Annotated in this window: 20 protein-coding genes; 14 read left to right on the forward strand and 6 right to left on the reverse strand. The window is 72.1% G+C overall.

The window, feature by feature from the left end:
- Nucleotides 1-2: 2 nt before the first annotated feature.
- Nucleotides 3-476, reverse strand: a complete 474-nt coding sequence (locus ACZ4QV_RS03750) for an Lrp/AsnC family transcriptional regulator (RefSeq protein WP_003980199.1) — start codon at nt 474-476, stop codon at nt 3-5.
- Nucleotides 477-655: 179 nt separating this feature from the next.
- Between ACZ4QV_RS03750 and ACZ4QV_RS03755 the strand changes: the two genes are divergently transcribed.
- Complete coding sequence (locus ACZ4QV_RS03755) at nt 656-2,110, forward strand: gamma-aminobutyraldehyde dehydrogenase (RefSeq protein WP_361145563.1); 1,455 nt, start codon at nt 656-658, stop codon at nt 2,108-2,110.
- 175 nt (nt 2,111-2,285) lie between these two features.
- Nucleotides 2,286-3,470, forward strand: a complete 1,185-nt coding sequence (locus ACZ4QV_RS03760; RefSeq protein WP_361145560.1) for a polyamine ABC transporter substrate-binding protein — start codon at nt 2,286-2,288, stop codon at nt 3,468-3,470.
- 22 nt (nt 3,471-3,492) lie between these two features.
- On the opposite strand, the gene ACZ4QV_RS03765 is transcribed toward ACZ4QV_RS03760, so the two are convergent.
- A complete protein-coding gene (locus tag ACZ4QV_RS03765; protein WP_361145558.1) occupies nt 3,493-4,440 on the reverse strand; it encodes a hypothetical protein in 948 nt (315 codons plus the stop codon).
- A 134-nt stretch (nt 4,441-4,574) separates the two neighbouring features.
- Here ACZ4QV_RS03765 and ACZ4QV_RS03770 point away from each other — a divergent pair, with 134 nt between their 5' ends.
- Nucleotides 4,575-5,108, forward strand: a complete 534-nt coding sequence (locus tag ACZ4QV_RS03770) for an HXXEE domain-containing protein (RefSeq protein ID WP_361145555.1) — start codon at nt 4,575-4,577, stop codon at nt 5,106-5,108.
- A 50-nt stretch (nt 5,109-5,158) separates the two neighbouring features.
- On the opposite strand, the gene ACZ4QV_RS03775 is transcribed toward ACZ4QV_RS03770, so the two are convergent.
- The gene (locus tag ACZ4QV_RS03775) at nt 5,159-5,923 is read right to left on the reverse strand and encodes a glycerophosphodiester phosphodiesterase (protein ID WP_467762530.1); all 765 of its coding nucleotides are present in this window, start codon (nt 5,921-5,923) and stop codon (nt 5,159-5,161) included.
- A complete protein-coding gene (locus tag ACZ4QV_RS03780; RefSeq protein ID WP_361145552.1) occupies nt 5,911-6,933 on the reverse strand; it encodes an adenosine deaminase in 1,023 nt (340 codons plus the stop codon). The genes ACZ4QV_RS03775 and ACZ4QV_RS03780 overlap by 13 nt, the downstream gene beginning before the upstream one ends.
- 718 nt (nt 6,934-7,651) lie before the next feature.
- On the opposite strand from ACZ4QV_RS03780, the gene ACZ4QV_RS03785 reads away from it, so the two are divergent.
- Nucleotides 7,652-8,302, forward strand: a complete 651-nt coding sequence (locus ACZ4QV_RS03785; protein ID WP_361583801.1) for a DUF4190 domain-containing protein — start codon at nt 7,652-7,654, stop codon at nt 8,300-8,302.
- A 10-nt stretch (nt 8,303-8,312) separates the two neighbouring features.
- On the opposite strand, the gene ACZ4QV_RS03790 is transcribed toward ACZ4QV_RS03785, so the two are convergent.
- Nucleotides 8,313-8,969, reverse strand: coding sequence for an NADAR family protein (locus tag ACZ4QV_RS03790; protein WP_361615795.1), 657 nt, complete (start codon nt 8,967-8,969; stop codon nt 8,313-8,315).
- Between the two features lie 202 nt (nt 8,970-9,171).
- On the opposite strand from ACZ4QV_RS03790, the gene ACZ4QV_RS03795 reads away from it, so the two are divergent.
- From ACZ4QV_RS03795 to ACZ4QV_RS03840, 10 genes are all read left to right on the forward strand, one after another.
- On the forward strand, nt 9,172-10,689 hold the full coding sequence (locus ACZ4QV_RS03795; RefSeq protein ID WP_361583796.1) for a gamma-aminobutyraldehyde dehydrogenase: 1,518 nt from the start codon (nt 9,172-9,174) through the stop codon (nt 10,687-10,689).
- 57 nt (nt 10,690-10,746) lie between these two features.
- Nucleotides 10,747-11,994: a polyamine ABC transporter substrate-binding protein gene (locus ACZ4QV_RS03800; protein WP_361583793.1), complete on the forward strand. Its 1,248-nt coding sequence runs from the start codon at nt 10,747-10,749 to the stop codon at nt 11,992-11,994.
- A gap of 135 nt (nt 11,995-12,129) precedes the next feature.
- Nucleotides 12,130-13,278 carry an ABC transporter ATP-binding protein gene (locus ACZ4QV_RS03805; RefSeq protein ID WP_361583790.1) on the forward strand — a complete coding sequence of 383 codons (1,149 nt, stop codon included), beginning with the start codon at nt 12,130-12,132 and terminating at the stop codon, nt 13,276-13,278.
- Nucleotides 13,275-14,204: an ABC transporter permease gene (locus ACZ4QV_RS03810; RefSeq protein ID WP_361145534.1), complete on the forward strand. Its 930-nt coding sequence runs from the start codon at nt 13,275-13,277 to the stop codon at nt 14,202-14,204. Before ACZ4QV_RS03805 ends, ACZ4QV_RS03810 begins: the two co-directional genes overlap by 4 nt.
- Nucleotides 14,204-14,998: an ABC transporter permease gene (locus ACZ4QV_RS03815; RefSeq protein ID WP_361145531.1), complete on the forward strand. Its 795-nt coding sequence runs from the start codon at nt 14,204-14,206 to the stop codon at nt 14,996-14,998. The genes ACZ4QV_RS03810 and ACZ4QV_RS03815 overlap by 1 nt, the downstream gene beginning before the upstream one ends.
- A 5-nt stretch (nt 14,999-15,003) precedes the next feature.
- Nucleotides 15,004-16,419, forward strand: coding sequence for an NAD(P)/FAD-dependent oxidoreductase (locus ACZ4QV_RS03820; protein ID WP_361583785.1), 1,416 nt, complete (start codon nt 15,004-15,006; stop codon nt 16,417-16,419).
- A gap of 210 nt (nt 16,420-16,629) precedes the next feature.
- A complete protein-coding gene (locus tag ACZ4QV_RS03825) occupies nt 16,630-17,082 on the forward strand; it encodes a bifunctional DNA primase/polymerase (protein ID WP_361145525.1) in 453 nt (150 codons plus the stop codon).
- Nucleotides 17,083-17,258: 176 nt separating this feature from the next.
- A complete protein-coding gene (locus ACZ4QV_RS03830; RefSeq protein WP_467762531.1) occupies nt 17,259-18,296 on the forward strand; it encodes a helix-turn-helix domain-containing protein in 1,038 nt (345 codons plus the stop codon).
- Between the two features lie 427 nt (nt 18,297-18,723).
- Nucleotides 18,724-19,653 carry a TauD/TfdA dioxygenase family protein gene (locus tag ACZ4QV_RS03835; protein WP_467762532.1) on the forward strand — a complete coding sequence of 310 codons (930 nt, stop codon included), beginning with the start codon at nt 18,724-18,726 and terminating at the stop codon, nt 19,651-19,653.
- Nucleotides 19,650-20,714: an isocyanide synthase family protein gene (locus ACZ4QV_RS03840; protein ID WP_361145516.1), complete on the forward strand. Its 1,065-nt coding sequence runs from the start codon at nt 19,650-19,652 to the stop codon at nt 20,712-20,714. Before ACZ4QV_RS03835 ends, ACZ4QV_RS03840 begins: the two co-directional genes overlap by 4 nt.
- On the opposite strand, the gene ACZ4QV_RS03845 is transcribed toward ACZ4QV_RS03840, so the two are convergent.
- Nucleotides 20,678-21,349, reverse strand: coding sequence for a phosphatase PAP2 family protein (locus tag ACZ4QV_RS03845; RefSeq protein ID WP_361583774.1), 672 nt, complete (start codon nt 21,347-21,349; stop codon nt 20,678-20,680). The genes ACZ4QV_RS03840 and ACZ4QV_RS03845 overlap by 37 nt on opposite strands.
- Nucleotides 21,350-21,473: the final 124 nt, after the last annotated feature.

A 21,473-nucleotide genomic window follows, 5' to 3' on the forward strand; every position in this document is an offset into this window, starting at 1 on the left:
GGCTATCTGGTTCCCCAGGTGTAGGTCTGCTTGCGGAGCTTGAGGTAGACGAAGCTCTCGGTGGTCCGGACGCCGGGCAGCGTGCGGATCCGCTTGTTGATCATTTCCAGGAGGTGGTCGTCGTCCTCGCAGACGATCTCGATGAGGAGATCGAAGGAGCCCGCGGTCATGACGACGTACTCGACCTCTTCCATGGCCGTCAGGGCGTCGGCCACCGGGTCGAGGTCACCTTCGACGTTGATCCCGACCATCGCCTGCCGTCGGAAGCCGACCGTGAGGGGGTCGGTGACCGCGACGATCTGCATCACGCCTTGGTCGAGCAATTTCTGTACGCGTTGCCGCACCGCCGCCTCGGACAGGCCGACGGCCTTGCCGATCGCGGCGTACGGACGGCGGCCGTCCTCCTGGAGCTGCTCGATGATCGCCAGGGAGACGGAGTCGATCGACTGGGTGCCGTTTCTGTCACGAGTGGCCACATCCCTCACTGTGCACGAGCCTCGTCGGTCCCGCAACCCCGATTCGATGAAATCAGTTGTCTACAGATCTCGGTGCCACTGATTTCGTTGTTCATCCTTTACGGGTATGTCGAAAACGTTGACTTCCTGGCTAGGGTGGGCATCTCAAGCACTGGACACCTGACTAGGAGGGGTCGCTCGTGACCACCGAACTGCGTCGGCTGCGCAACTACATCGACGGGGAGTTCCGGGACGCCGCCGACGGGCGGACCACGGAGGTGGTCAACCCGTCCACGGGCGAGGCGTACGCCACCGCTCCGCTGTCCGCCGCCGCGGACGTGGACGCCGCGATGGCCGCCGCCGAGGCCGCGTTCCCCGCCTGGCGCGACCTGGTGCCGGCCGAGCGCCAGAAGGTCCTGCTGAAGATCGCCGACCGCTTCGAGGAGCGGGCCGAGGAGCTGATCGCCGCCGAGTCGGAGAACTGCGGCAAGCCCGTCGCGCTCGTCCGCTCGGAGGAGATCCCTCCGATGGTGGACCAGATCCGGTTCTTCGCGGGCGCCGCCCGGATGCTGGAGGGCCGCGCGGCCGGCGAGTACATGGACGGTCTGACGTCCATCGTCCGCCGTGAGCCGGTCGGCGTCTGCGCGCAGGTCGCGCCGTGGAACTACCCCATGATGATGGCGGTGTGGAAGTTCGCCCCGGCGCTGGCCGCGGGCAACACCGTCGTCCTCAAGCCCTCCGACACCACGCCCGCCTCCACCGTGCTGATCGCCGAGATCATCGGCGGTGTGCTGGACGAGCTGGGCCACCCCCGCGGCGTCTTCAACGTCATCTGCGGCGACCGTGACACCGGCCGTCTGATGGTCGAGCACCAGACCCCGGCGATGGCCTCGATCACCGGCTCCGTACGGGCCGGTATGCAGGTCGCCGAGTCCGCGTCCAAGGACCTCAAGCGGGTCCACCTGGAGCTGGGCGGCAAGGCGCCGGTCGTGGTCTTCGAGGACACCGACATCGCCAAGGCGGTCGAGGGCATCTCGGAGGCGGGCTACTTCAACGCGGGCCAGGACTGTACGGCCGCGACCCGGGTGCTCGTCCACGAGTCCGTCCACGACGAGTTCGTGACCGCGCTCGCCAAGGCCGCCGCCGACACCAAGACCGGCGCGGTGGACGACGAGGACGTGTTCTACGGGCCGCTGAACAACGCCAACCAACTGGCACAGGTCAAGCGCTTCATCGACGGCCTGCCCGCGCACGCCAAGATCGAGGCGGGCGGCCACCAGGTCGGCGAGAAGGGCTACTTCTACGCCCCGACCGTCGTCTCCGGCCTGAAGCAGGACGACGAGATCGTCCAGCAGGAGGTCTTCGGCCCGGTCATCACCGTCCAGTCCTTCCGGGACGAGGACCAGGCCGTCGAGTGGGCGAACGGGGTGGAGTACGCGCTGGCGTCCTCGGTATGGACCAAGGACCACGCCCGGGCCATGCGGATGTCGAAGAAGCTGGACTTCGGCTGCGTGTGGATCAACACGCACATTCCGCTGGTCGCCGAGATGCCGCACGGCGGGTTCAAGAAGTCCGGTTACGGCAAGGACCTCTCGGGCTACGGCTTCGAGGACTACACGCGCATCAAGCACGTGATGACGTCGCTGGACGGCTGAGTCCGCGACCGCGGGCGGGCCAGGGGCCTCCGGCTCCCGTCCGGCTGCTCGCCCGCCCCGCGCCGCCTCGTCCCGCCCTCCGCCCCGCCGCTCGGCACACCGTCGTGGGCAGCGCCCCGGCAGGCGACGTTCTGTCGCTTGCCGCCGCTGCCCACCGCGCGTGAGAGTGCTCGCCATGGCTGAACTTTCGCGGCGTTCGCTGCTACGGGGCACGGTCGGTACGGGGACGGCCGGGGCGCTGGCCGCACTGGCGGCCGGATGCGGAGTGCCCGCCGCGTACGTCGCCCCCGCCGACCGCGCGGTCCCCGACCGCTCGGCCCGTGACCGGCGCCTGACCTTCGCCAACTGGCCGCTCTACATCGACGTGGACGAACGCGACCAGCAGCGGCGGCCGACGCTGGAGGCGTTCGAGCAGCACACCGGCATCTCGGTGACGTACACCGAGGAGATCAACGACAACGACGAGTTCTTCGGCAAGATCAGCCCAGCCCTGATGAACCGCCAGCCGACCGGCCGCGACCTGATCGTCGTCAGCGACTGGATGTGCGGCCGCTTCGTACGCCTCGGCTGGGTGCAGGAGATGGACCGGTCCCGGCAGCCCAACGTCGCGCGCCACCTCGACCCGCTGCTGCGCACCCCGCACTTCGACCCCGGCCGCAAGCACAGCGTCCCCTGGCAGTCGGGCATCACCGGCATCGCGTACCACCGCAAGAAGCTCGGCCGGGAGATCCGGCACACCGCCGACCTGTGGAAGGACGACCTGCGCGGCCGGGTGACGCTGCTGTCCGGGCTGGACGAGTCCTTCGCGATGCTCATGCAGGGCGACGGCGTCGACATCACGCGCTGGACGGAGACCGACTTCTACCGGATGACGGGACGCATCCGCCGCCTCGTGGACAGGAAGCACATCCGGCGCTTCACCGGCAACGACTACATCAAGGACCTGGCCTCGGGGGACGTGCTCGCGGCGCAGGCGTACTCGGGCGACGTCATCCAGCTCAAGGAGGACAACCCGGACATCGAGTTCGTGGTGCCGCAGGAGGGGGCCGAACTGTGGGCGGAGAGCCTGATGATCCCCGGCCGCGCGGAGCACAAACACAACGCGGAACAACTGATCGACTTCTACTACCGGCCGGAGATCGCCGCCGAACTGGCCGCCTGGGTCAACTACGTCTGCCCGGTCCCGGCCGCGCGGGACATCCTCGCCTCCTCCAAGGACGAGAACCGCGCCACGCTGGCCGAGGACCCCCTGGTCTTCCCGGACGGCGCGATGCGCGACCGACTGGCCATCGCCCGCGACATCACGTCCAAGGAACGCCCGGCGTTCGCCAAGGAGTGGAACGGGATCGTGGGGCTCTGAGCGGGCCGGGGCATCGCGCTGTTCAGCGGCGTACGCCCTGCGTGACGGCTTCCTCCAGGGCCGTACGGAGTCGCTCGTACGTGGGAGCGAGCTGCCGCAGCCCCGCTTCCAGCGCTTGGTCGTCACCGGAGACGACGGGGTACTGCAAACTGCCGAGGACGCGGGACTGTTCGGCCAGGAGGGCGGCCGGGGTGCTGAGGCCCAGTGAGGCCAGGCATGCCGCTGCGTCGTTGAGGCGGTGGGCGCCTACCTGGACGGCGAAGTCTCCGAGCAGGGCGCGGGTCTCGGAGGACAGGGCGCCCTTGGCGACCTGGTCTGCCAGTGCTTCGACCGCGGCGGCTCCGCCCAGCGTTCCCGGCGGGACCGGCAGGTCGTCGCGGCCGGCCAGCCACCGTACGGCGCCGGGCAGGGACTGCCACAGGGCGTCCGCCGGGTCCACGGCTCGCTCTCGGGTGAAGGCGGAGCGCATCACGTACGTGTCTTCGGTGTACGCCACCGTCTCCGCGCGCCAGGCGGCGGCGAACGCGGGGGCGGGCAGGGTGGCGTACGGGTGGGCGTGCGGATCGTGGAGGAGGACGGTGTCGTTCTCGACCGCCAGGACGACCAGGTAGTGGTCGGCGCCGATCGCGGTGCCGGAGCCGTGCTGGTACAGGAGCAGGCCCATCTCCAGCGGGCCGGCCAGGACAGGGCCTTCCGCGCAGGCGGCGCGCAGGCGGGCCAGGGCCTCGTCCTCGGTGCCGCCCGCACCACGGACGCAGCTCAGGCCGAGTGCCGAGACGGCGGCTTGCAGGCCCAGCTCCGGGTGCCAGCCGTACGGGTCGAACAGGGGCATGGTGCCGCCGATGAGCTCGAAGCCGAACGGGGAGCCGGTGAGGGTCTCGATGACGGCGGTCGACGGGGCGGCGGGGCCGAGCACCATCGCGAGGGAGTTGCTGTAGCAGTACGGGCCGGATCCGGTGTAGGTGAGCATGGGGTCCTCGGTGAGGGAAGCGGGGATGGGCGGGTACGTCCCTCAGTGCACTGCTTGACACCGTGACAAGGTCAAGTGCGTTCGTAAATGGCCGGGTGTGAGCGGGAATTGAGCCCGTGGCAGACTCGGCGGTCATGTCGGAGATCACGCAGGATTTGAGCCCCGCTGTCACGTTCGGACTGCTCGCTGCCTGGGCGCTGCACGACGCGGAGGAGGTGGTCCTCGGGCCGCGGTGGATCCGGGATCACCTGCCGGAGCTGCGGAAACGGTGTCCCGGGGTGCCGGAACGGCTCTGGACGGCGCTGGAGGGCGTCGATCAGCGGGAGTTCACGGTCGCGGTGGGCGCCATGGCGGTGATCGTGGCCGCCGCCTCGGTGCGCGGGCACCGCACCGGAGGCCGGTCGGCCTTCTTCCAGGGTGCGGTGGACGGGTTCGGGCTGCACGGCCTGGTGCACCTGGCGCAGGCCGCAGCCGTACGCGGCTACACCCCCGGCTCGGTCACCTCACCGCTGATCGTCATCCCGTACGCGGTGTGGGCGCGCCGCAGGCTGCGGCGCGCGGGGCGCCTCAGGCCCACGGACGCGCGCGGGGCGGTGAGCGGGACGGCCATGGCCGGAGCGGCCACGGCCCTGTCCCACTTCGTGGCGCGGCGGCTGGTCAGGCGCTGAGCCGGGGGCGGGGCCAGGGCCGTGGCCTGGCCGGGGGCCGGGTACGCGCGTCAGAGCGCGGCGCGTACGGCGGCCACCCGGTTGGTCGTGACGGCGTCCACGCCCGCGCGCTTGAGGCGGCGCGCGGCGCGGGGCGTGTCGGTGGTCCAGGCGGCGAACAGGTAGCCGTCGCCGTGCGCCCGTTCGACCAGGTCCTCGGTGACCAGGCCGAAGTGGTAGTTCAGCCAGCGGGGTCGGACGCGGGCCAGCAGCTCGGGGCGGGGCGGGGCCGTGCGGCACCAGGACAGGGCCAGTTCGGCGGCCGGGTCGGCAGCGCGGACGGCCAGCATGGACAGCCCGCCGCCGCAGTAGTACGCGCGGTCGGCGGCACCGGACTCGTGGACCTCGCCGACGGCGGACTTCGCGGCCGCCGGGTCCGGGAGGTCGATCAGGGCACGGGCGGACGGGTACTCGGCCGTGAGGGCGAGGGCGTCGCGCAGCGTGGGCACACCGCCCGCCGTGACCTCGTCCACCTGGGCGTACGTCAGCGAGGAGAGCAGGCGGTCGTGGTCCCACAGGCGTTCCAGCGTCGGGTCGTGCAGCAGGACCGGTATCCGGTCGGCGGTCAGCCGTACGTCGATCTCGACCGCGTCGGCGCCCGCTTCGAGCGCGGCGCGGAGCGAGGCGAGGGTGTTCTCGCGGTGGTCGTACGGAGCGCCGCGGTGACCGATGACCGCGATGCGGCCGGTGGCGGGTGCCGGTGCGGCCGGGCGGGCCGACGGCTCCCGCGGCGGCGCCGGGGCCGGGGCGTGGCGCGCGGCCCTCACCGCGGCCACGTCGCGGTGTAGTCGTCGATCTCCGCGGCCAGCGCCGCCTTGGCGGAGACGTCCATGAACGACGCCTCGACGGCGTTCTTGGCCAGGGCGGCGACCCCGGCGGCATCGAGGTCCAGCAGGCGCGCGGCGACGCCGTACTCCAGGCACAGGTCCGTGCCGAACATCGGCGGGTCGTCACTGTTGATCGTCACCAGCACCCCCGCGTCCACCATCTCCTTCAGCGGGTGCTCGTCGAGGGTGCGCACGGCGCGGGTGGCGATGTTCGAGGTCGGGCAGACCTCCAGCGGGATGCGGTGCTCGGCGAGGTGGGCCAGCAGCTTCGGGTCCTGGACGGAACTGGTGCCGTGACCGATCCGCTCGGCCCGCAGGTCGGTGAGCGCGTCCCAGACGGTCTGCGGGCCGGTGGTCTCGCCGGCGTGCGGGACCGAGTGCAGGCCCGCGGCGATGGCGCGGTCGAAGTACGGCTTGAACTGCGGGCGCGGCACACCGATCTCCGGGCCGCCGAGCCCGAACGAGACCAGGCCCTCCGGCCGCAGGTCACAGGCGATCCGCGTGGTCTCCTCGGCCGCGTCCAGCCCGGCCTCGCCGGGAATGTCGAAGCACCAGCGCAGCACCACGCCCAGCTCGGTCTCCGCCGCCCGGCGCGCGTCCTCGATGGCCTCGACGAACGCCTCGTCGGGGATACCGCGGCGGGTGGAGCTGTACGGGGTGACGGTCAGCTCGGCGTAGCGGATGTTCTGCCGCGCCATGTCGCGGGCGACCTCGTACGTCAGCAGCCGGACGTCGGTGGCGTCGCGGATGAGGTCCACGACGGAGAGATAGACCTGGATGAAGTGGGCGAAGTCGCGGAAGGTGAAGTAGTCGGTGAGCGCCTCGGGGTCGGTGGGGACCGCGGAGTCCGGGTGGCGGGCGGCCAGCTCGGCGACGATGCGGGGGGAGGCCGATCCGACGTGGTGGACGTGCAGCTCCGCCTTGGGCAGTCCGGCGATGAAGGCGTCGAGATCGGACAACGGTTCCTCCTGGTCGAGGGGCGAGCTGGGCGTGCGGTGGACGGTGGCCATCGTATGCGGGCCCCCGGCGGCCCGAACGGTGCAGGTCTTGGCGAAACGGTGCAGGTCTTAGCATGAGGCGGACCGTGAACGTGGGGGGAATGTGGGGATGTCGATGTCCGACAGTCAGCAGCCCGAGCCGCGCGACCCGTGGGCGCCGCCGGAGGACCGGAGCCGGCGGCCCGCGCCGCCGGCGAGCGCGCCGACGGCCGGTGCGGCTGCGGGCGAGGCGGCCGGTGCGACGGCCGGGGGTGCGACGGTGACGTCCGGGCCGCGGTCGACTGGCCCGGTGAAGGCTGCGTCCGCGGGGAACGAGCTTGCGGAAGGCGGGGTTGCGGAGGGCAGTGTTGCGGTGGCTGCGCCCGTGACGGACGGGGGGAGCGCTTCGGAGGGTTCGGACGGGGCGAGTGCTCAGAGCACTACGGGCAGGGCTGGTGGTGCGAGTGCCTCGGGTGCCCCGGACGGGGCCGGTCGCGCGAGCGGTTCGGACACCGCAGGCGGGGCCGGTCGCGCGAGCGGTTCGGACACCGTGGGCGGGCCCGCTGTCCCCGGCGGGACGAACGGTTCCGACCTGCTGAGCAAGCCGGTGACTCCGGGCGGACGGTACGACGTTCCGCCGCCGCCACCCGCGCCGGGTACGGCGGAGACGTACGCACCTCCTGGTGCCCCCGGTTCCGGAGTGCCGCCCATACCCGGCGCCGGGGCGGACGGGCAGCATCCCGAAGCCCCGTACGGCGCGCCCCGGCCTCCCTACGGCTCCCCGCAGCCCCCGTACGGCCCCGCCGGCCCGGGCGGCGGCCCGGGGCAGGAGCTGCCGCCGGGCTATCAGCCCTACTGGGCGCCTGCCGGGCCGAACAACGGCTACGGCACGGCCGCGCTCGTCCTCGGGATCGTCGGCGCCACCCTCTGCTTCACGATGGTGATCGGCTTCCTCCTCGGCGTGCTCGCGATCGTTTTCGGCATTCTCGGGCGCGCGAAGGCGGCCAGGGGCGAGGCGGACAACGGCGGGAGCGCGCTGGCCGGGGTGGTGCTGGGCGGTGTGGCCCTGCTGCTGAGCGCGTTCATGCTCTGCTGGGTCGTGATGGCGTCCGCCACCGACGAGGGCGGCGACGACCCGTGGTACCCCGGCTACTACGACGGCGGAGACTCCGGCGGCTCGTCGTCCGGCGGCTCCTCCTCCGGCGGCTCCGGTTCCGACGACGACGGTCCGGACACGTACCAGGCCGCGCCTGCCCCTGGCCCGCGCCCGTACGAGGCCGTGTCCGCCGACCCGGCCGCGGTCCCCGTCCTGTCGGCGCCCTCCCGCGGCCGGCTCGTCGTCTCGGCCTAGCCCTCTCCGGCTAGTCCTCCGCGGAACCCACCCCCGTCTCCGTCCCTGTTCCCGTCCCCGGTTCCCGCTCCGCTCCCGTGGCCAGCCGCTGCCGCGCCTCCATCAAGGCGAAGCCGAGCAGGTTGAGGCCGCGCCAGCGGGCCGGGTCCTGGGCGCGCTCGTCGTCGGCGGTCAGTCCGATGCCCCATATCCGGTCCATCGGGCTGGCCTCGACGAGTACGTGGGAGCCGGTGCCGAGCAGGTAGTCGCGCAGGGCCGGGTCCTGGCCGAATTTGTGGACGTTGCCCTCGACGACGTACTCGAAGCGGTGCCGCTCCCACTCGGCGCCGTCGAAGCCGCGCACCGAGCGGCCGGCATCCTTCGCCTGCTTCGGGTGGGTGGCGGAGACGGCCCGCCGCTCGGCCTCCGCGTCGCCGAACAGCCGCGCCTTGCAGGCCATCATCCAGTGCTCCGCGGTGGCGTACCGCACGCCGTCGACCGTGAACGGAGCGGGCCACCACTGGCTGAAGCAGCTCGCGCCGAGCTGTCCGTCGCGCCGCGGCGCATGGCCCCAGAAAAAGATGTACTCGAACCGCTCACCGGCCGCCGCGGCGATCAGTTCCGCCACCGACCGCGGCTCGCTCCGTTGCTCGTTCATCCCCGTACCCCCCGTGCTGTTGTGCATCATGCCGGGATTCTGTCAGCGGGCACTGACAACGTGTCGGGGTGCCCCCCGACGGAAATCGCAGAATCCGTCGCGTAACCAAAAGGCAACAACGGAATCACTTGTTGAGACCCTGCACCTCTGTCAAGATCAGCCATCGATTCCGGAAAGAGCTACGCCTGGGTGTGCCGCCGAGCGGCCCCGGCGCCCGGCGGAGGAGAGCACCATGGTTCAGCGATTCGACGTGCACGAACGTTTCGCCGAGGGCGCGCAGTTCCTCGCCGGCGAGCTGCGGGACGGCAGTTCCGGCCACACCCAGCAGGTGGTCGATCCGGCCACCGGCGAGCAGGTGTACAGCTACCGGCTGGCCTCGACGGCGGACGTGGACACGGCCGTACGGGCCGCCGCTGACGCCTTCCCCGGGTGGGCGGGCGCGACCCCGGGCGAGCGCTCGGACGCCCTGCACCGCTTCGCCGCCGTCCTCGGCGAGCGGGCCGGTGAGCTGGCGTACGCCGAGTCGGCGCAGTGCGGCAAGCCGGTCAAGCTCAGCGAGGGGTTCGACGTACCGGGGTCGGTCGACAACGCGTCCTTCTTCGCGGGCGCCGCGCGGCACCTGGAGGGCAGGTCGGCGGGGGAGTACAGCCCCGACCACACTTCCGTGATCCGCCGCGAGCCCATCGGCGTCGTCGGCTCGATCGCGCCGTGGAACTACCCGTTGCAGATGGCGGCCTGGAAGGTGCTGCCGGCCATCGCCGCGGGCAACACGGTCGTCCTGAAGCCCGCCGAGATCACGCCGCTGACCTCGGTGATGTTCGCGCAGGCGGCCACCGAGGCGGGCATCCCGGACGGTGTGCTGAACATCGTCTCCGGCGCGGGCCGGGAGGCCGGCGAGCACCTGGTCGCCCACCCCGACGTCGCCATGACCTCCTTCACCGGTTCCACGGCCGTCGGCAAGCGGGTCGCCGAGATCGCCACGAGCACCGTCAAACGGCTGCACCTCGAACTCGGCGGCAAGGCACCCTTCGTGGTCTTCGACGACGCCGACCTGGAGGCGGCGGTGCACGGCGCGGTGGCCGGTGCCCTGATCAACTCCGGGCAGGACTGCACCGCCGCCACCCGCGCCTACGTGCAGCGCCCGCTCTACGACGCGTTCGTCGGCGGCGTCGCCGACCTGATGGCGACCGTACGGCTCGGCGACCCGTTCGACCCCGCCACCGATCTCGGGCCGCTCGTCTCGCACGCCCAGCGCGACCGGGTCGCCGGTTTCGTCGAGCGCGCCCGGTCGTACGCCACCGTCGTCACCGGCGGCGAGGCGCCCCAGGGCGACCTGGCGAAGGGCGCGTACTACCGGCCCACGCTCATCACGGGCGCCCCGCAGGACAGCGAGGCCGTACAGCACGAGATCTTCGGCCCGGTGCTGGTCGTGCTGCCCTTCGACAGCGACGACGAGGGCATCGCGCTCGCCAACGACACCCCGTACGGCCTGGCGGCCTCCGCCTGGAGCCGGGACGTGTACCGCACCGGCCGCGCCACCCGCGAGATCAAGGCGGGCTGCGTCTGGGTCAACGACCACATCCCGATCCTGAGCGAGATGCCGCACGGCGGCTACCGGGCCAGCGGCTTCGGCAAGGACATGTCGTCGTACTCCTTCGAGGAGTACACGCAGGTCAAGCACGTCATGTACGACAACACCGGGGTCGTCAGGAAGGACTGGCACCGGACCGTCTTCGGGGACCGCGCCTGACCCGGAACGGCCGTCGTCGCCCGCTGACCACCGGGCTCATCAGGAAGGGCACCGCGCATGGAGGACAGTCAGCAGCCCGGGAGCCTGTCGCCGCCCGAACGCGCCGCCGTACGGCGCAGCCTCACCGACGGCCGGATGGCCATGACCCGGCGGTCGCTGCTGCGCGCGGCCGGGGCGGGGGCGCTGGCGCTCGGCGGTCCCGGCGCACTGGCGGCCTGCGGCATCCCGCCCGCGGGCCGTACGGACGCCGGACGGTCCGTGGACCACTCGGCGCAGGAGAAACGTGTCGTCTTCTCCAACTGGACGGAGTACCTGGACGTCGGCGACGACGGCAAACGCCGGCCGACCCTGGACGCCTTCACCCGCCGTACCGGGATCACGGTCAAGTACACCGAGGACATCAACGACAACGACGAGTTCTTCGGCAAGATCCAGGCGCAGCTCGCGGTCGGCCAGGAGACCGGCCGGGACCTGATCGTGCTGACGGACTGGATGTGTGCGCGGATGATTTCGCTGGGCTGGATCCAGCGGCTGGACACGGGGAACCTTCCGCACGCGTCCGAGCGTCTCGCGCCGCAGTTCCGCGCCCCGGACTGGGACCCCGGGCGTGTCCATTCCTATCCCTGGACCGGCATTCCGGCGGTCATCGCGTACAACGCGAAGGCCACCGAGGGACGCACGGTCGATTCCGTCAGCCAATTGCTCGACGATCCGCGGCTGAAGGGGCGGGTCGGATTCCTGTCGGAGATGCGGGACAGCGTCGGGCTGACGCTCCTGGACATGGGAAAGCGCCCCGAGGACTGTACGGGCGACGATTTCGACGCGGCCGTCGCCCGGTTGCAGAAAGGCGTGGACGGCCGGCAGATCCGCCGGTTCACCGGCAACGACTACATCAACGACCTCAGCAAGGGCGATCTCGCCGCGTGCGTGGCCTGGGCCGGGGACGTCGTCCAGTTGCAGCAGGACAACCCGGACATCAAGTACGCCGTGCCGAAGGCCGGGTACATGACGTCGACGGACAACCTGATGGTGCCGAACCGGGCCCGGCACAAGAAGAACGCCGAGCGCCTCATCGACTACTGCTACGAACCGAAGGTGGCGGCGCGGATCGCGGCGTACATCAATTACGTGAGTCCGGTCGACGGTGTACGCGAGGAACTGGCGAAGATCGACCGTGACCTGGCGGACAATCCGCTGATCCTCCCGGACCCGGAGACGGCCGCCAGGTCGCATTCCTTCCGGGCCCTCAGCGCCGGGGAGAGCAAGGAATTCGCCCAGAAATTCGCCGATCTGACGGGAGCCTGAAAAGGCCCCGGGGCCTTCCCGGTTCCCGAGCAGGCCCCGGGCCGGTCCGGCGCCTGAGCAGGCCCCGGACCGGCCCGTCCGGGGCCACCCTCTCGGGATCGCCCCCGCCCCGCCCTCCGACCCACGGGACCACCCATGACACAGACCTCCGGCGGCGATGTCCGCCTCTCCGGGATCAGCAAGTCCTTCGGCTCCTTCACCGCCGTCCACCCGCTCGACCTGACGGTCCCGGCGGGCTCCTTCTTCGCGCTGCTGGGCGCCTCCGGCTGCGGCAAGACCACCACCCTGCGCATGATCGCGGGCCTGGAGGACCCGTCCACCGGCACCGTCGCGCTGGACGGCAGGGACGTCACCACGCTGCCCCCGTACAAGCGCCCGGTCAACACGGTCTTCCAGAACTATGCGCTCTTCCCGCACCTGGACATCTTCGAGAACATCGCGTTCGGTCTGCGTCGCCGTGGCATCAAATCCGTGAAGAAACAGGTCGAAGAGATGCTCGACCTGGTCGAACTCGGTCCGATGGCGCGCCGTAAACCCCAGCAGCTCTCCGGCGGCCAGCAGCAGCGCGTCGCGGTGGCCCGCGCCCTGATCAACCATCCGCAGGTGCTCCTCCTGGACGAGCCGCTCGGCGCCCTCGACCTCAAGCTGCGCCGCCAGATGCAGCTCGAACTCAAGCGCATCCAGACCGAGGTCGGCATCACCTTCGTGCACGTCACCCACGACCAGGAGGAGGCCATGACCATGGCCGACACGGTCGCGGTGATGAACGGCGGCCGGGTCGAGCAGCTCGGTGCCCCCGCCGACCTGTACGAGAACCCCGGCACCACCTTCGTCGCCAACTTCCTGGGCACCTCCAACCTCATCGAGGCCGAGGTGGTGACGGTCGGCGGCGACGACCTGCTGCTCACCGCGGGCGGCAGCAAGCTGCGGCTGCCCGCCGGGCGATGCCGCACCGCGGCCCGTACCGGCGGCACGGTCCTGGCGGGTGTACGGCCGGAGAAGATCAGCCTCGCGCACGCCGGCGACGCCGGCACGATCGCCGACGGCCGCAACCGGCTGACCGGCCGCATCGCCCACGCCGGGTTCCTCGGCGTCAGCACGCAGTACGTCGTCGAGACCCCGGGCGCCGGACGCCTCGCCGTCTACGAGCAGAACGTCGAGCGCGACGCGCGCCTGGCGCCCGGCGCCGAGGTCGTCCTGCACTGGAATCCCGCGCACACCTTCGGCCTGGACGCCTCCCAGGACATCGGGGCCGGCGCGGACACCGGCGAGGAGACGGCATGACGACGACCACCGAGGCGCCGCCGCCCGCCTCCGAAGGCGTGCCGGAGGTCCGGGCGCGCGCCACCCGCAAGCGCCTCGTCCCGTACTGGCTGCTGCTCCCCGGCATCCTGTGGCTGGTCGTCTTCTTCGCCGCGCCCCTCGTCTACCAGGCGTCCACGTCGGTGCAGACCGGCTCCCTCGAAGAGGGCTTCAAGGTCACCTGGCACTTCGCCGCCTACTGGGACGCCCTCGGCGCGTACTGGCCGCAGTTCCTGCGGTCCGTCGGCTACGCGGCCACCGCGACCGTGCTCTGCCTGGTCCTGGGCTATCCGCTCGCGTACCTCATCGCCTTCAAGGCGGGCCGCTGGCGCAACGTCGTGATGATCCTGGTCATCGCCCCGTTCTTCACCAGCTTCCTGATCCGCACGCTGGCCTGGAAGACGATCCTGGCGGACGGTGGCCCGGTGGTCGGCGTACTGAACTCGCTGCACGTCCTGGACGTGACCGGCTGGCTCGGGCTGACCGAGGGGCAGCGGGTGCTGGCGACGCCGCTGGCGGTGGTCTGCGGTCTGACGTACAACTTCCTGCCGTTCATGGTGCTGCCGCTGTACACCTCGCTGGAGCGCATCGACCCGCGGCTGCACGAGGCCGCCGGCGACCTGTACGCCCGCCCGGTCACCACCTTCCGCCGGGTGACGTTCCCGCTGTCCATGCCGGGCGTGGTGGCCGGCACCCTGCTGACCTTCATCCCCGCGGCGGGCGACTACATCAACGCCGAACTGCTCGGCTCCACCGACCAGAAGATGATCGGCAACGTCATCCAGTCGCAGTTCCTGCGCGTCCTGGACTACCCGACCGCCGCCGCGCTCTCCTTCATCCTCATGGCGGCCATCCTCGCCATGGTCACGTTCTACATCCGCAAGTCCGGGACGGAGGACCTGGTCTGATGGCCGTGCTCCGGTGGCTGCGCCGCCACCTCGTCGTACTCGCGGGCCTCGGCACGCTCGGGTACCTGATCCTGCCCAACCTGGTCGTCCTGGTCTTCTCGTTCAACAAGCCCAACGGCCGCTTCAACTACGAGTGGCAGCGCTTCTCCGCGGACGCCTGGACCGACCCGTGCGGCGTCGCCGACCTGTGCGGGTCGCTGGGCCTGAGCCTGCGGATCGCGCTCTGGGCGACGGTCGGCGCGACCGTACTGGGCACCATGATCGCCTTCGCGCTGGCCCGCTACCGCTTCCGGGCCCGGCCCGCCGTCAACACCCTGATCTTCCTGCCGATGGCGATGCCCGAGGTGGTGATGGCCGCCTCACTGGCCACCCTCTTCCTCAACATGGGCATCCGGTTCGGGTTCTGGACGATCCTGATCGCGCACATCATGTTCTGCCTGAGCTTCGTCGTCACGGCGGTCAAGGCCCGCGTGATGAGCATGGACCCGCGCCTTGAACAGGCGGCCCAGGACCTCTACGCGTCCCCCACGCAAACGTTCCTGCGGGTGACGTTGCCGATCGCCGCGCCCGGCATCGCGGCGGGCGCGCTGCTCTCCTTCGCGCTGTCCTTCGACGACTTCATCATCACCAACTTCAACGCCGGCTCCACCGTGACGTTCCCCATGTTCGTCTGGGGATCGGCGCAGCGTGGCACACCCGTGCAGATCAATGTCATCGGAACGGCGATGTTCCTCATCGCCGTGCTCTGCGTCCTGGGAGGGCAACTGCTCTCCGGACGCCGGAAGAGGAGCTGAGAACCATGGCACGAGCTGCCATGACCACCCCCGCCCACGCCCTCGCGGACGCCGCACCGGTCTCCTTCTGGCTGGACGACGAGGACCGTCCCGCCGCCCTGCCCGCCCTCGTCGGCGACGAACGCACCGACCTGCTCGTCGTCGGCGGCGGCTACTCCGGACTGTGGACCGCGCTGCTCGCCAAGGAACGCGACCCCGGACGCGACGTCGTCCTCGTGGAGGGCCAGGAGGTCGGCTGGGCCGCGTCCGGCCGCAACGGCGGCTTCTGCGCGGCCTCTCTGACCCACGGCCTCGGCAACGGCCTGGACCGCTGGCCGGACGAGCTGGCGAAACTCGAAGAACTCGGCGCCCGCAACCTCGACGCCATCGAGGACACCGTCGCCCGGCACGGCATCGACTGCGCCTTCGAGCGCACCGGCGAGATCGACGTCGCCACCGAACCGCACCAGGTCGCCGAGCTGAAGGAGGGCGCCGAGCTGGCCGCGCGGCTGGGCCTGCCCGGCGTGGAGTTCCTGGACCGCGACGCGGTGCGCGCCCAGGTCGACTCCCCGACCTTCCTGGCCGGGCTCTGGAACCGTACGGGCGTCGCCATGCTCAACCCCGCCCGCCTCGCCTGGGGCCTGAAGCGGGCCTGCCTGGACCTCGGTGTACGGATCTACGAGCACACGCCCGCCACCGCGCTCGCCGCCGACGGCGTGGGCATGGCCGCCCGCACTCCGTACGGCCGGGTCTTCGCCCGCCGGATCGCCCTCGGCACCAACGTCTTCCCGTCCCTGGTGCGCCGCGTCCGCCCGTACGTCGTCCCCGTCTACGACCACGCGCTGATGACCGAGCCGCTGTCCGCCGAGCAGCAGGCGGCGATCGGCTGGCAGGGCCGCCAGGGCCTGTCCGACAGCAACCACCACTTCCACTATTTCCGCCGCACCGCCGACCACCGCATCCTGTGGGGCGGCTACGACGCCGTCTACCGCTTCAACGCGTCGGTCCGGGCGGAGTACGACCACCGGCCCGCCACGTACGAGAAGCTGGCCCGGCACTTCTTCCAGTGCTTCCCCCAACTGGAGGGGCTGCGCTTCACCCATGCCTGGGGCGGCGCCATCGACACCTGCTCGCGCTTCTCCGCCTTCTTCGGCACCGCGCACGCCGGGCGGGTCGCCTACGCGGCCGGCTACACGGGCCTGGGCGTGGGCGCCACCCGCTTCGGGGCCGAGGTGATGCTCGACCTCCTGGCGGGGGAGCGGACCGAGCGCACCGAGCTGGAGATGGTCCGCAGGAAGCCGCTGCCGTTCCCGCCGGAGCCGCTGCGCTGGGCCGGGATCGGGCTGACGCAGTGGTCGATGACGCGGGCCGACACCCACGGTGGGCGACGCAACCTGTGGCTGCGCGCGATGGACAAGGCGGGGCTCGGCTTCGACAGCTGAGGCGCTGACGGGCCCCCGGTGGGCGCGTTCCGTACCCGGTCGGTGTCCGGGACCCGCCGCCCGCCCCTCGTGCGCGCCGGTACACCACTCCGCGCCCCCGCCTGCTCCTGTCTTCCGCGAAAAACCCCGGCAAACCCGTGTAAGGATGCCGCCTCCGTCGCCTCTCACCGGACGGACAGCGGTCCGAGGGGGCCGCGGAAGCGAGGAGACATGGACGCCGCGGGGGCGAAGAACGCAGTGGAGTGGCTGGTGACGGCGGCAGCGGACCCGGACACCTGCCGGTGGGAATGGGAGCGCAACCCCCTCGGGGTCGCCCTGCTCCCGGCCGGCCGGCTCTGGGACGTGCTGATCGTGCCCGGCGCCCTGGGACGCCCGACCCTGGACGTACTGACCCGCGTACTGGACCTGCCGGGCCCGGTCCTCGCCGACTTCGGGGACACCCGTACGGGGTTCTTCGTGCCGCCGGGCACCGCGGCACGCTGGCTCGGCACGGGCGTGCGCGGCGCGGGCGACGGTAGCTGGATCGTGGTGCCGTACCCGGGGCGGGCGACCGGCGGGGTGCGCTGGCTGGTCGTCCCGGACGGCACCGGCCGGCTCACCGAACCGGCCGTGCTCGAACTGGCGATGCACGAGGCCGCCGCCCGGCTCGCCGGGGACCGGTGAGGAAACCGGCGCGACAGCACCGTGAAACAGGACACAGTCGCGCTTCCCCCCGGCGCGGCGTTGAGTGTTTCGGCCCCCGCATCCGTGGTCCCGGGTGGGACGCCCGACAGGGCTCCCCGGCCGGCCGGGCGTGTGGGGCGCCCGCCGCCGTGGTCAGGTGCATCTCAGGGGGAATCATGCGCACATCGGAGTACGTTCTCGGGCGGCTGGGCGTCGAACCGGCGACGGAATCGGTCTACCGCGCCCTGCTGGCGCAACCGCACGCCTCGGCGGCGGAATTGGCAGCCCGTACGGGAATGACCGAGCAGGAGGCCGAGCGGGCCCTCGGCCGGCTGGCCGGCCTCGCCCTGGCGCACCCTTCCACGGAGCGCCCCGGGCGGCTTCACGCGGTGAGCCCGCGCCTGGGCGTGGACATGCTGCTCGCCCGGCAGCAGGCCGAACTCGCCGCGCAGCGACAGCGGGTGGAGGAGAGCCGGGCCGCTGCCGCCCGGCTCGTCTCCGCATTCGCCACGCACCAGCGTTCCGTCGCCGACCACGGGGTGATCCGGATCACGGGAGCCGACCGGATCGGCGACCAGGTGCGGGAGATCGGCGCTCTCGCCGAGGAGGAATTGCAGGTGTTCGCCGCCGGGCAGCCGTACCCGTCGTCCGACGCGTCCGCGTCCCCGCGCCTGCACGAGGACCCGCTCGCCCGCGGAATCCGGATACGCACCGTCTGCCTCGACAGCGCCCGCAACGATCCGGACGCCGTGGCACACGCCGAACGGCTGGCGGCGGCCGGCGCGGAGGTCCGTACCGCCGCCGTGCTCCCCACCCGCATGGTCGTCGCCGACCGCCGCTCCGCGCTCGTCTTCACGGCCGGCGAGGGCGCCACGGAGGCCGCCGTCTCCGTACGGGTGCCGGGCGTCGTGGCCGCGCTGAGCACGCTGTTCGACGCCGTGTGGGCGGCGGCGGAACGGCTGGGCCCACCGCCGTCCCGGCGCGCGGCGGACGGCTTCACCCGGCAGCACCTCGCCGCGCTGCACCTGCTCGCCGAGGGCCACACGGACGCCACGGTCGCCCGGCGGCTGGGCGTCTCGGCCCGGACGGCGCGCCGGATCGCCACCGAAGCGATGACGGGGATGAAGGCGCGCAGCCGGTTCCAGGCCGGGGTGCTCGCCGCGCAGCTCGGCTATCTGCCGGCGTCGTCGCCCCAGGCACAGCGCACCGCGTGAAGCGGAAAGCCGCTCTTCGGCACCTGCCTGCGCGCCGACGTCTCCCGACGGGTGCGCATTCCGCCGACGAGGTGTACGGCTCGGTCGGCGACGGCCGTGCAGCCGGGCGCGGGCAGCGCGGCCTCGCGGGCACCGAACGCGGCGGCTCGGGTGGCGGGTTGGGCGGCGCGCCTCGCCGGTGAGTCCCGTGCGGGCCGCGGGGGCGCAGAAGCGGGGGACGCGGGCCCGAACGGGCCACGGCCGGTTCGGGCCACGGCCGGTTCGGGCCACGCGGAGGGCCTTTCCCGCGTGGGGCGGTGGCTGGAAAGTCGTGGATGTCAGCGAGATGTCGTCCACGACGTAGAAAGTTCTTGAACCCTCAAGTATTGTGTCGCTGTCACCGCGCCCGGGCCGACCGGTCCGGCGCGCCGCCATCCGGAGAGGAACCATGACGTCCCAAGCCGTCCACTCGTCCGGCCCGACCGCCGCCGACGCACCTGACGACACCCGGCCCTGGACGACGGCCGCGGCCGGCTCCTTCGGCGTGCTGATCACCGCGGACCGGCCCGGTACCCCGGTCGACGCCGTACCCGTACCGTGGTTGCGCGACCTGACCCGCCGTCACCACATCGTCGCGCTGCGAGGGTTCACCGCCCCGGCCGACGCCACGGAACTCGACGCCTACGCGCGCACCTGGGGCGAGGTGATGGAGTGGCCGTTCGGCACGGTCTTCGACGTACGCGCCCACCAGGACCCCGAGGACCATGTCTTCGACACCGGCTTCATGCCGCTGCACTGGGACGGCATGTACGTCGACTTCGTGCCCGAGTTCCAGGTCTTCCACTGCGTCGCGGCCCCCGGCGCGGCCGAAGGCGGCGGCACGCTCTTCTGCGACACCACCCGCGTCCTCGCCGACGCGGACGCCGAGATCCTCGAACGCTGGCGCGGCCTGACCCTGCGCTACCGCAACGCCAAGGTCTCCCACTACGGCGGCCTCGTCGTCTCACCCCTGATCGAGCCGCACCCCGACGCCGGCTTCCCGGTCATGCGGTTCCTCGAACCGGTGCCGGACGGTGAGCACATCATCAACCAGCCCGACGTGAGCGTCGACGGGCTGGAGGGCGAGGCGGCCGCCGCCGAACTGGCCGCCATCCGCGCCGCCGCGTACGACCCCCGGCACGTGTACGTGCACGCCTGGCAGCAGGACGACATCGTCATCGCCGACAACTACACCCTGCTGCACACCCGCGTGCCCTACCGCCGCGGACTGCCGCGCCACCTGCGCCGCGTCCACGTCCTGGGCGATCCCCCGCTGCCCAGCCACATCCACGACCGCCGAGGCGCCACCGGGGCCGACACCCAGCGAGGGACCGCATGACCGTGACGTACGAGCAGCACGCCGAGCGCGGGGAGCAGGGGGAGGACGAGGGCGACGCCGCGTACGCGGCCCGCACGGAGCAGTACACCGCCCGCGTCCTGGAACTGCTGCTGCCGCACCGCAGGCCCGCCGGCGTGCCGGCGGACACCCGGGCCGACGGGGGAGACGGTGCCGGCAGCGCCGACAGCCGCGGCCACGACAGCCACCTGCCCGGACAGTGCTTCGCCGAACAGCTCACCCAGATCCGCGGCTTCGTCGCCCGCCGCGAGCCGGTGCTGCTGACCCTGCCGGCGTTCCCCTGCAAGTCGCCCAACCCCGCCAAGGTCGTCGGCCACCTCCCCGACCTCGGCGAACTGCTCTCCCTGCGCTTCCTGGACGACCTGTGCGCCGCGATCGGCGCGGTCTACCCGCCCGGCGCCCGGCTGCTGATCTGCTCGGACGGCCATGTCTTCGGCGACCTCATACGGGTGCCGGACGCGCACATCGACGCGTACGGCAAGGCGCTGCGCGACATGATCGACGCCAACGGCCTGCGGCACATCGACACCTTCGGCCTCGACCACGTCTACGACGGCCGCACCTACGACGAGAAGCGCGCGCTGCTGGAGAAGGACTACGCCCAGAGCGTGGAAGAACTGCGGGCCGAGGTACGGGCCGGCGGACCGGCGCTCAGCCACTACCGCGGCACCATCCGGTTCCTGGTCGAGGACACCGCGGACTGGACCGGCTCCAAGGCCCAGTTGCAGCGCGAGTGCCGCAGCCGCGCGTACGGCGTGCTGCGGCGCAGCCGGGCGTGGGGCGAGCTGATAGCCCACCACTACCGGCAGACCGTACGGCTCTCCATCCATCCGCAGACCTGCGGCTCGGCGAAGTTCGGTATCGCGCTGCTGGAGGCGGCGGACAACTGGCTCACGCCCTGGCACGCCGTCGTCGTGCAGACCGGCACCGACCGCTTCCGGCTGATGAAGCGGCACGAGGCGGAGCGGGTGGGTATCCCGGCGGGCCCGAGCTGGCGCCCGAGCCACTACATCGCGTCGGAGCTGTTCGGCGTGGCGAGCTGACCGTCCTGCTCCCGGTGCGGGCGGTCCGCCCACCGCCCGCACACCGCCGCGCAGGCCGCGAGCAGCACCCCGGCCAGGCACCAACTGGCCAGTACGTCCAGTGGCCAGTGATAGGCGCGGCGCACCAGGCCCACGCCGACCGCGAGGTCGAGCAGCCCCACGGCGGCCGCCGGTGCGGGTCCGTACGACCGTCCCGGGCATGCGGCCCACGGCGCGGCGAGCAACAGGGCCACCGCCCCGTACGCGACGGCTGCCGTCGCCCCGTGGCCGGACGGGAAGAAACCGGCGTGCGCGCCGCCCGCCATCTCCGGCGGGCCCGGCCGGGCCAGCCACGTCTTCACCGGCACCACCAGCGCGGGCACCAGGGCCATCGTCACCAGGGCGGCCACCGGCGGCAGCCACCAGCGCGCGGCGGCCGCCCGCCGTCCGCGCCAGGCCGCGTACAGCGCGGCGAGCGCCAGCACCGGTAGCGCGGCGGCCGCGTTGCCGAGGTCGGCGAAGAACTCCGCCAGGGTGGACGGCACCGGGCTGTGCACGACGGCGCGGCCGAATCGTTCGTCCAGCGCGCGCAGCGGACCGCCGGAAGCCACTTGCCAGGTGAGGGCCGCGAAGAGCGCGGCGCACAGCACACCCACCCACAGGAGGGAGCGGAGGAAGGCGGTCGGCCGCCTCGGAACAGGGGGGGTGGTTCCGAGGCGGCCGTGCTGACCGGATCGCCGCGCGCCCCGGGGGGTCTGGGGCGGGCGGCCGTCCGGTCGG

It is taken from the genome of Streptomyces sp. NPDC026394 (assembly GCF_055567735.1).

Coding starts and splice junctions, on each gene's coding strand:
- ACZ4QV_RS03820 (WP_361583785.1), top strand. CDS start 15,004: ATGGCACGAGCTGCCATGACCACCCCCGCCCACGCCCTCGCGGACGCC.
- ACZ4QV_RS03765 (WP_361145558.1), bottom strand. CDS start 4,440: ATGCTCACCTACACCGGATCCGGCCCGTACTGCTACAGCAACTCCCTC.
- ACZ4QV_RS03835 (WP_467762532.1), top strand. CDS start 18,724: ATGACGTCCCAAGCCGTCCACTCGTCCGGCCCGACCGCCGCCGACGCA.
- ACZ4QV_RS03790 (WP_361615795.1), bottom strand. CDS start 8,969: ATGATGCACAACAGCACGGGGGGTACGGGGATGAACGAGCAACGGAGC.
- ACZ4QV_RS03810 (WP_361145534.1), top strand. CDS start 13,275: ATGACGACGACCACCGAGGCGCCGCCGCCCGCCTCCGAAGGCGTGCCG.
- ACZ4QV_RS03815 (WP_361145531.1), top strand. CDS start 14,204: ATGGCCGTGCTCCGGTGGCTGCGCCGCCACCTCGTCGTACTCGCGGGC.
- ACZ4QV_RS03825 (WP_361145525.1), top strand. CDS start 16,630: ATGGACGCCGCGGGGGCGAAGAACGCAGTGGAGTGGCTGGTGACGGCG.
- ACZ4QV_RS03770 (WP_361145555.1), top strand. CDS start 4,575: ATGTCGGAGATCACGCAGGATTTGAGCCCCGCTGTCACGTTCGGACTG.
- ACZ4QV_RS03800 (WP_361583793.1), top strand. CDS start 10,747: ATGGAGGACAGTCAGCAGCCCGGGAGCCTGTCGCCGCCCGAACGCGCC.
- ACZ4QV_RS03840 (WP_361145516.1), top strand. CDS start 19,650: ATGACCGTGACGTACGAGCAGCACGCCGAGCGCGGGGAGCAGGGGGAG.
- ACZ4QV_RS03805 (WP_361583790.1), top strand. CDS start 12,130: ATGACACAGACCTCCGGCGGCGATGTCCGCCTCTCCGGGATCAGCAAG.
- ACZ4QV_RS03795 (WP_361583796.1), top strand. CDS start 9,172: ATGGTTCAGCGATTCGACGTGCACGAACGTTTCGCCGAGGGCGCGCAG.
- ACZ4QV_RS03830 (WP_467762531.1), top strand. CDS start 17,259: ATGCGCACATCGGAGTACGTTCTCGGGCGGCTGGGCGTCGAACCGGCG.
- ACZ4QV_RS03760 (WP_361145560.1), top strand. CDS start 2,286: ATGGCTGAACTTTCGCGGCGTTCGCTGCTACGGGGCACGGTCGGTACG.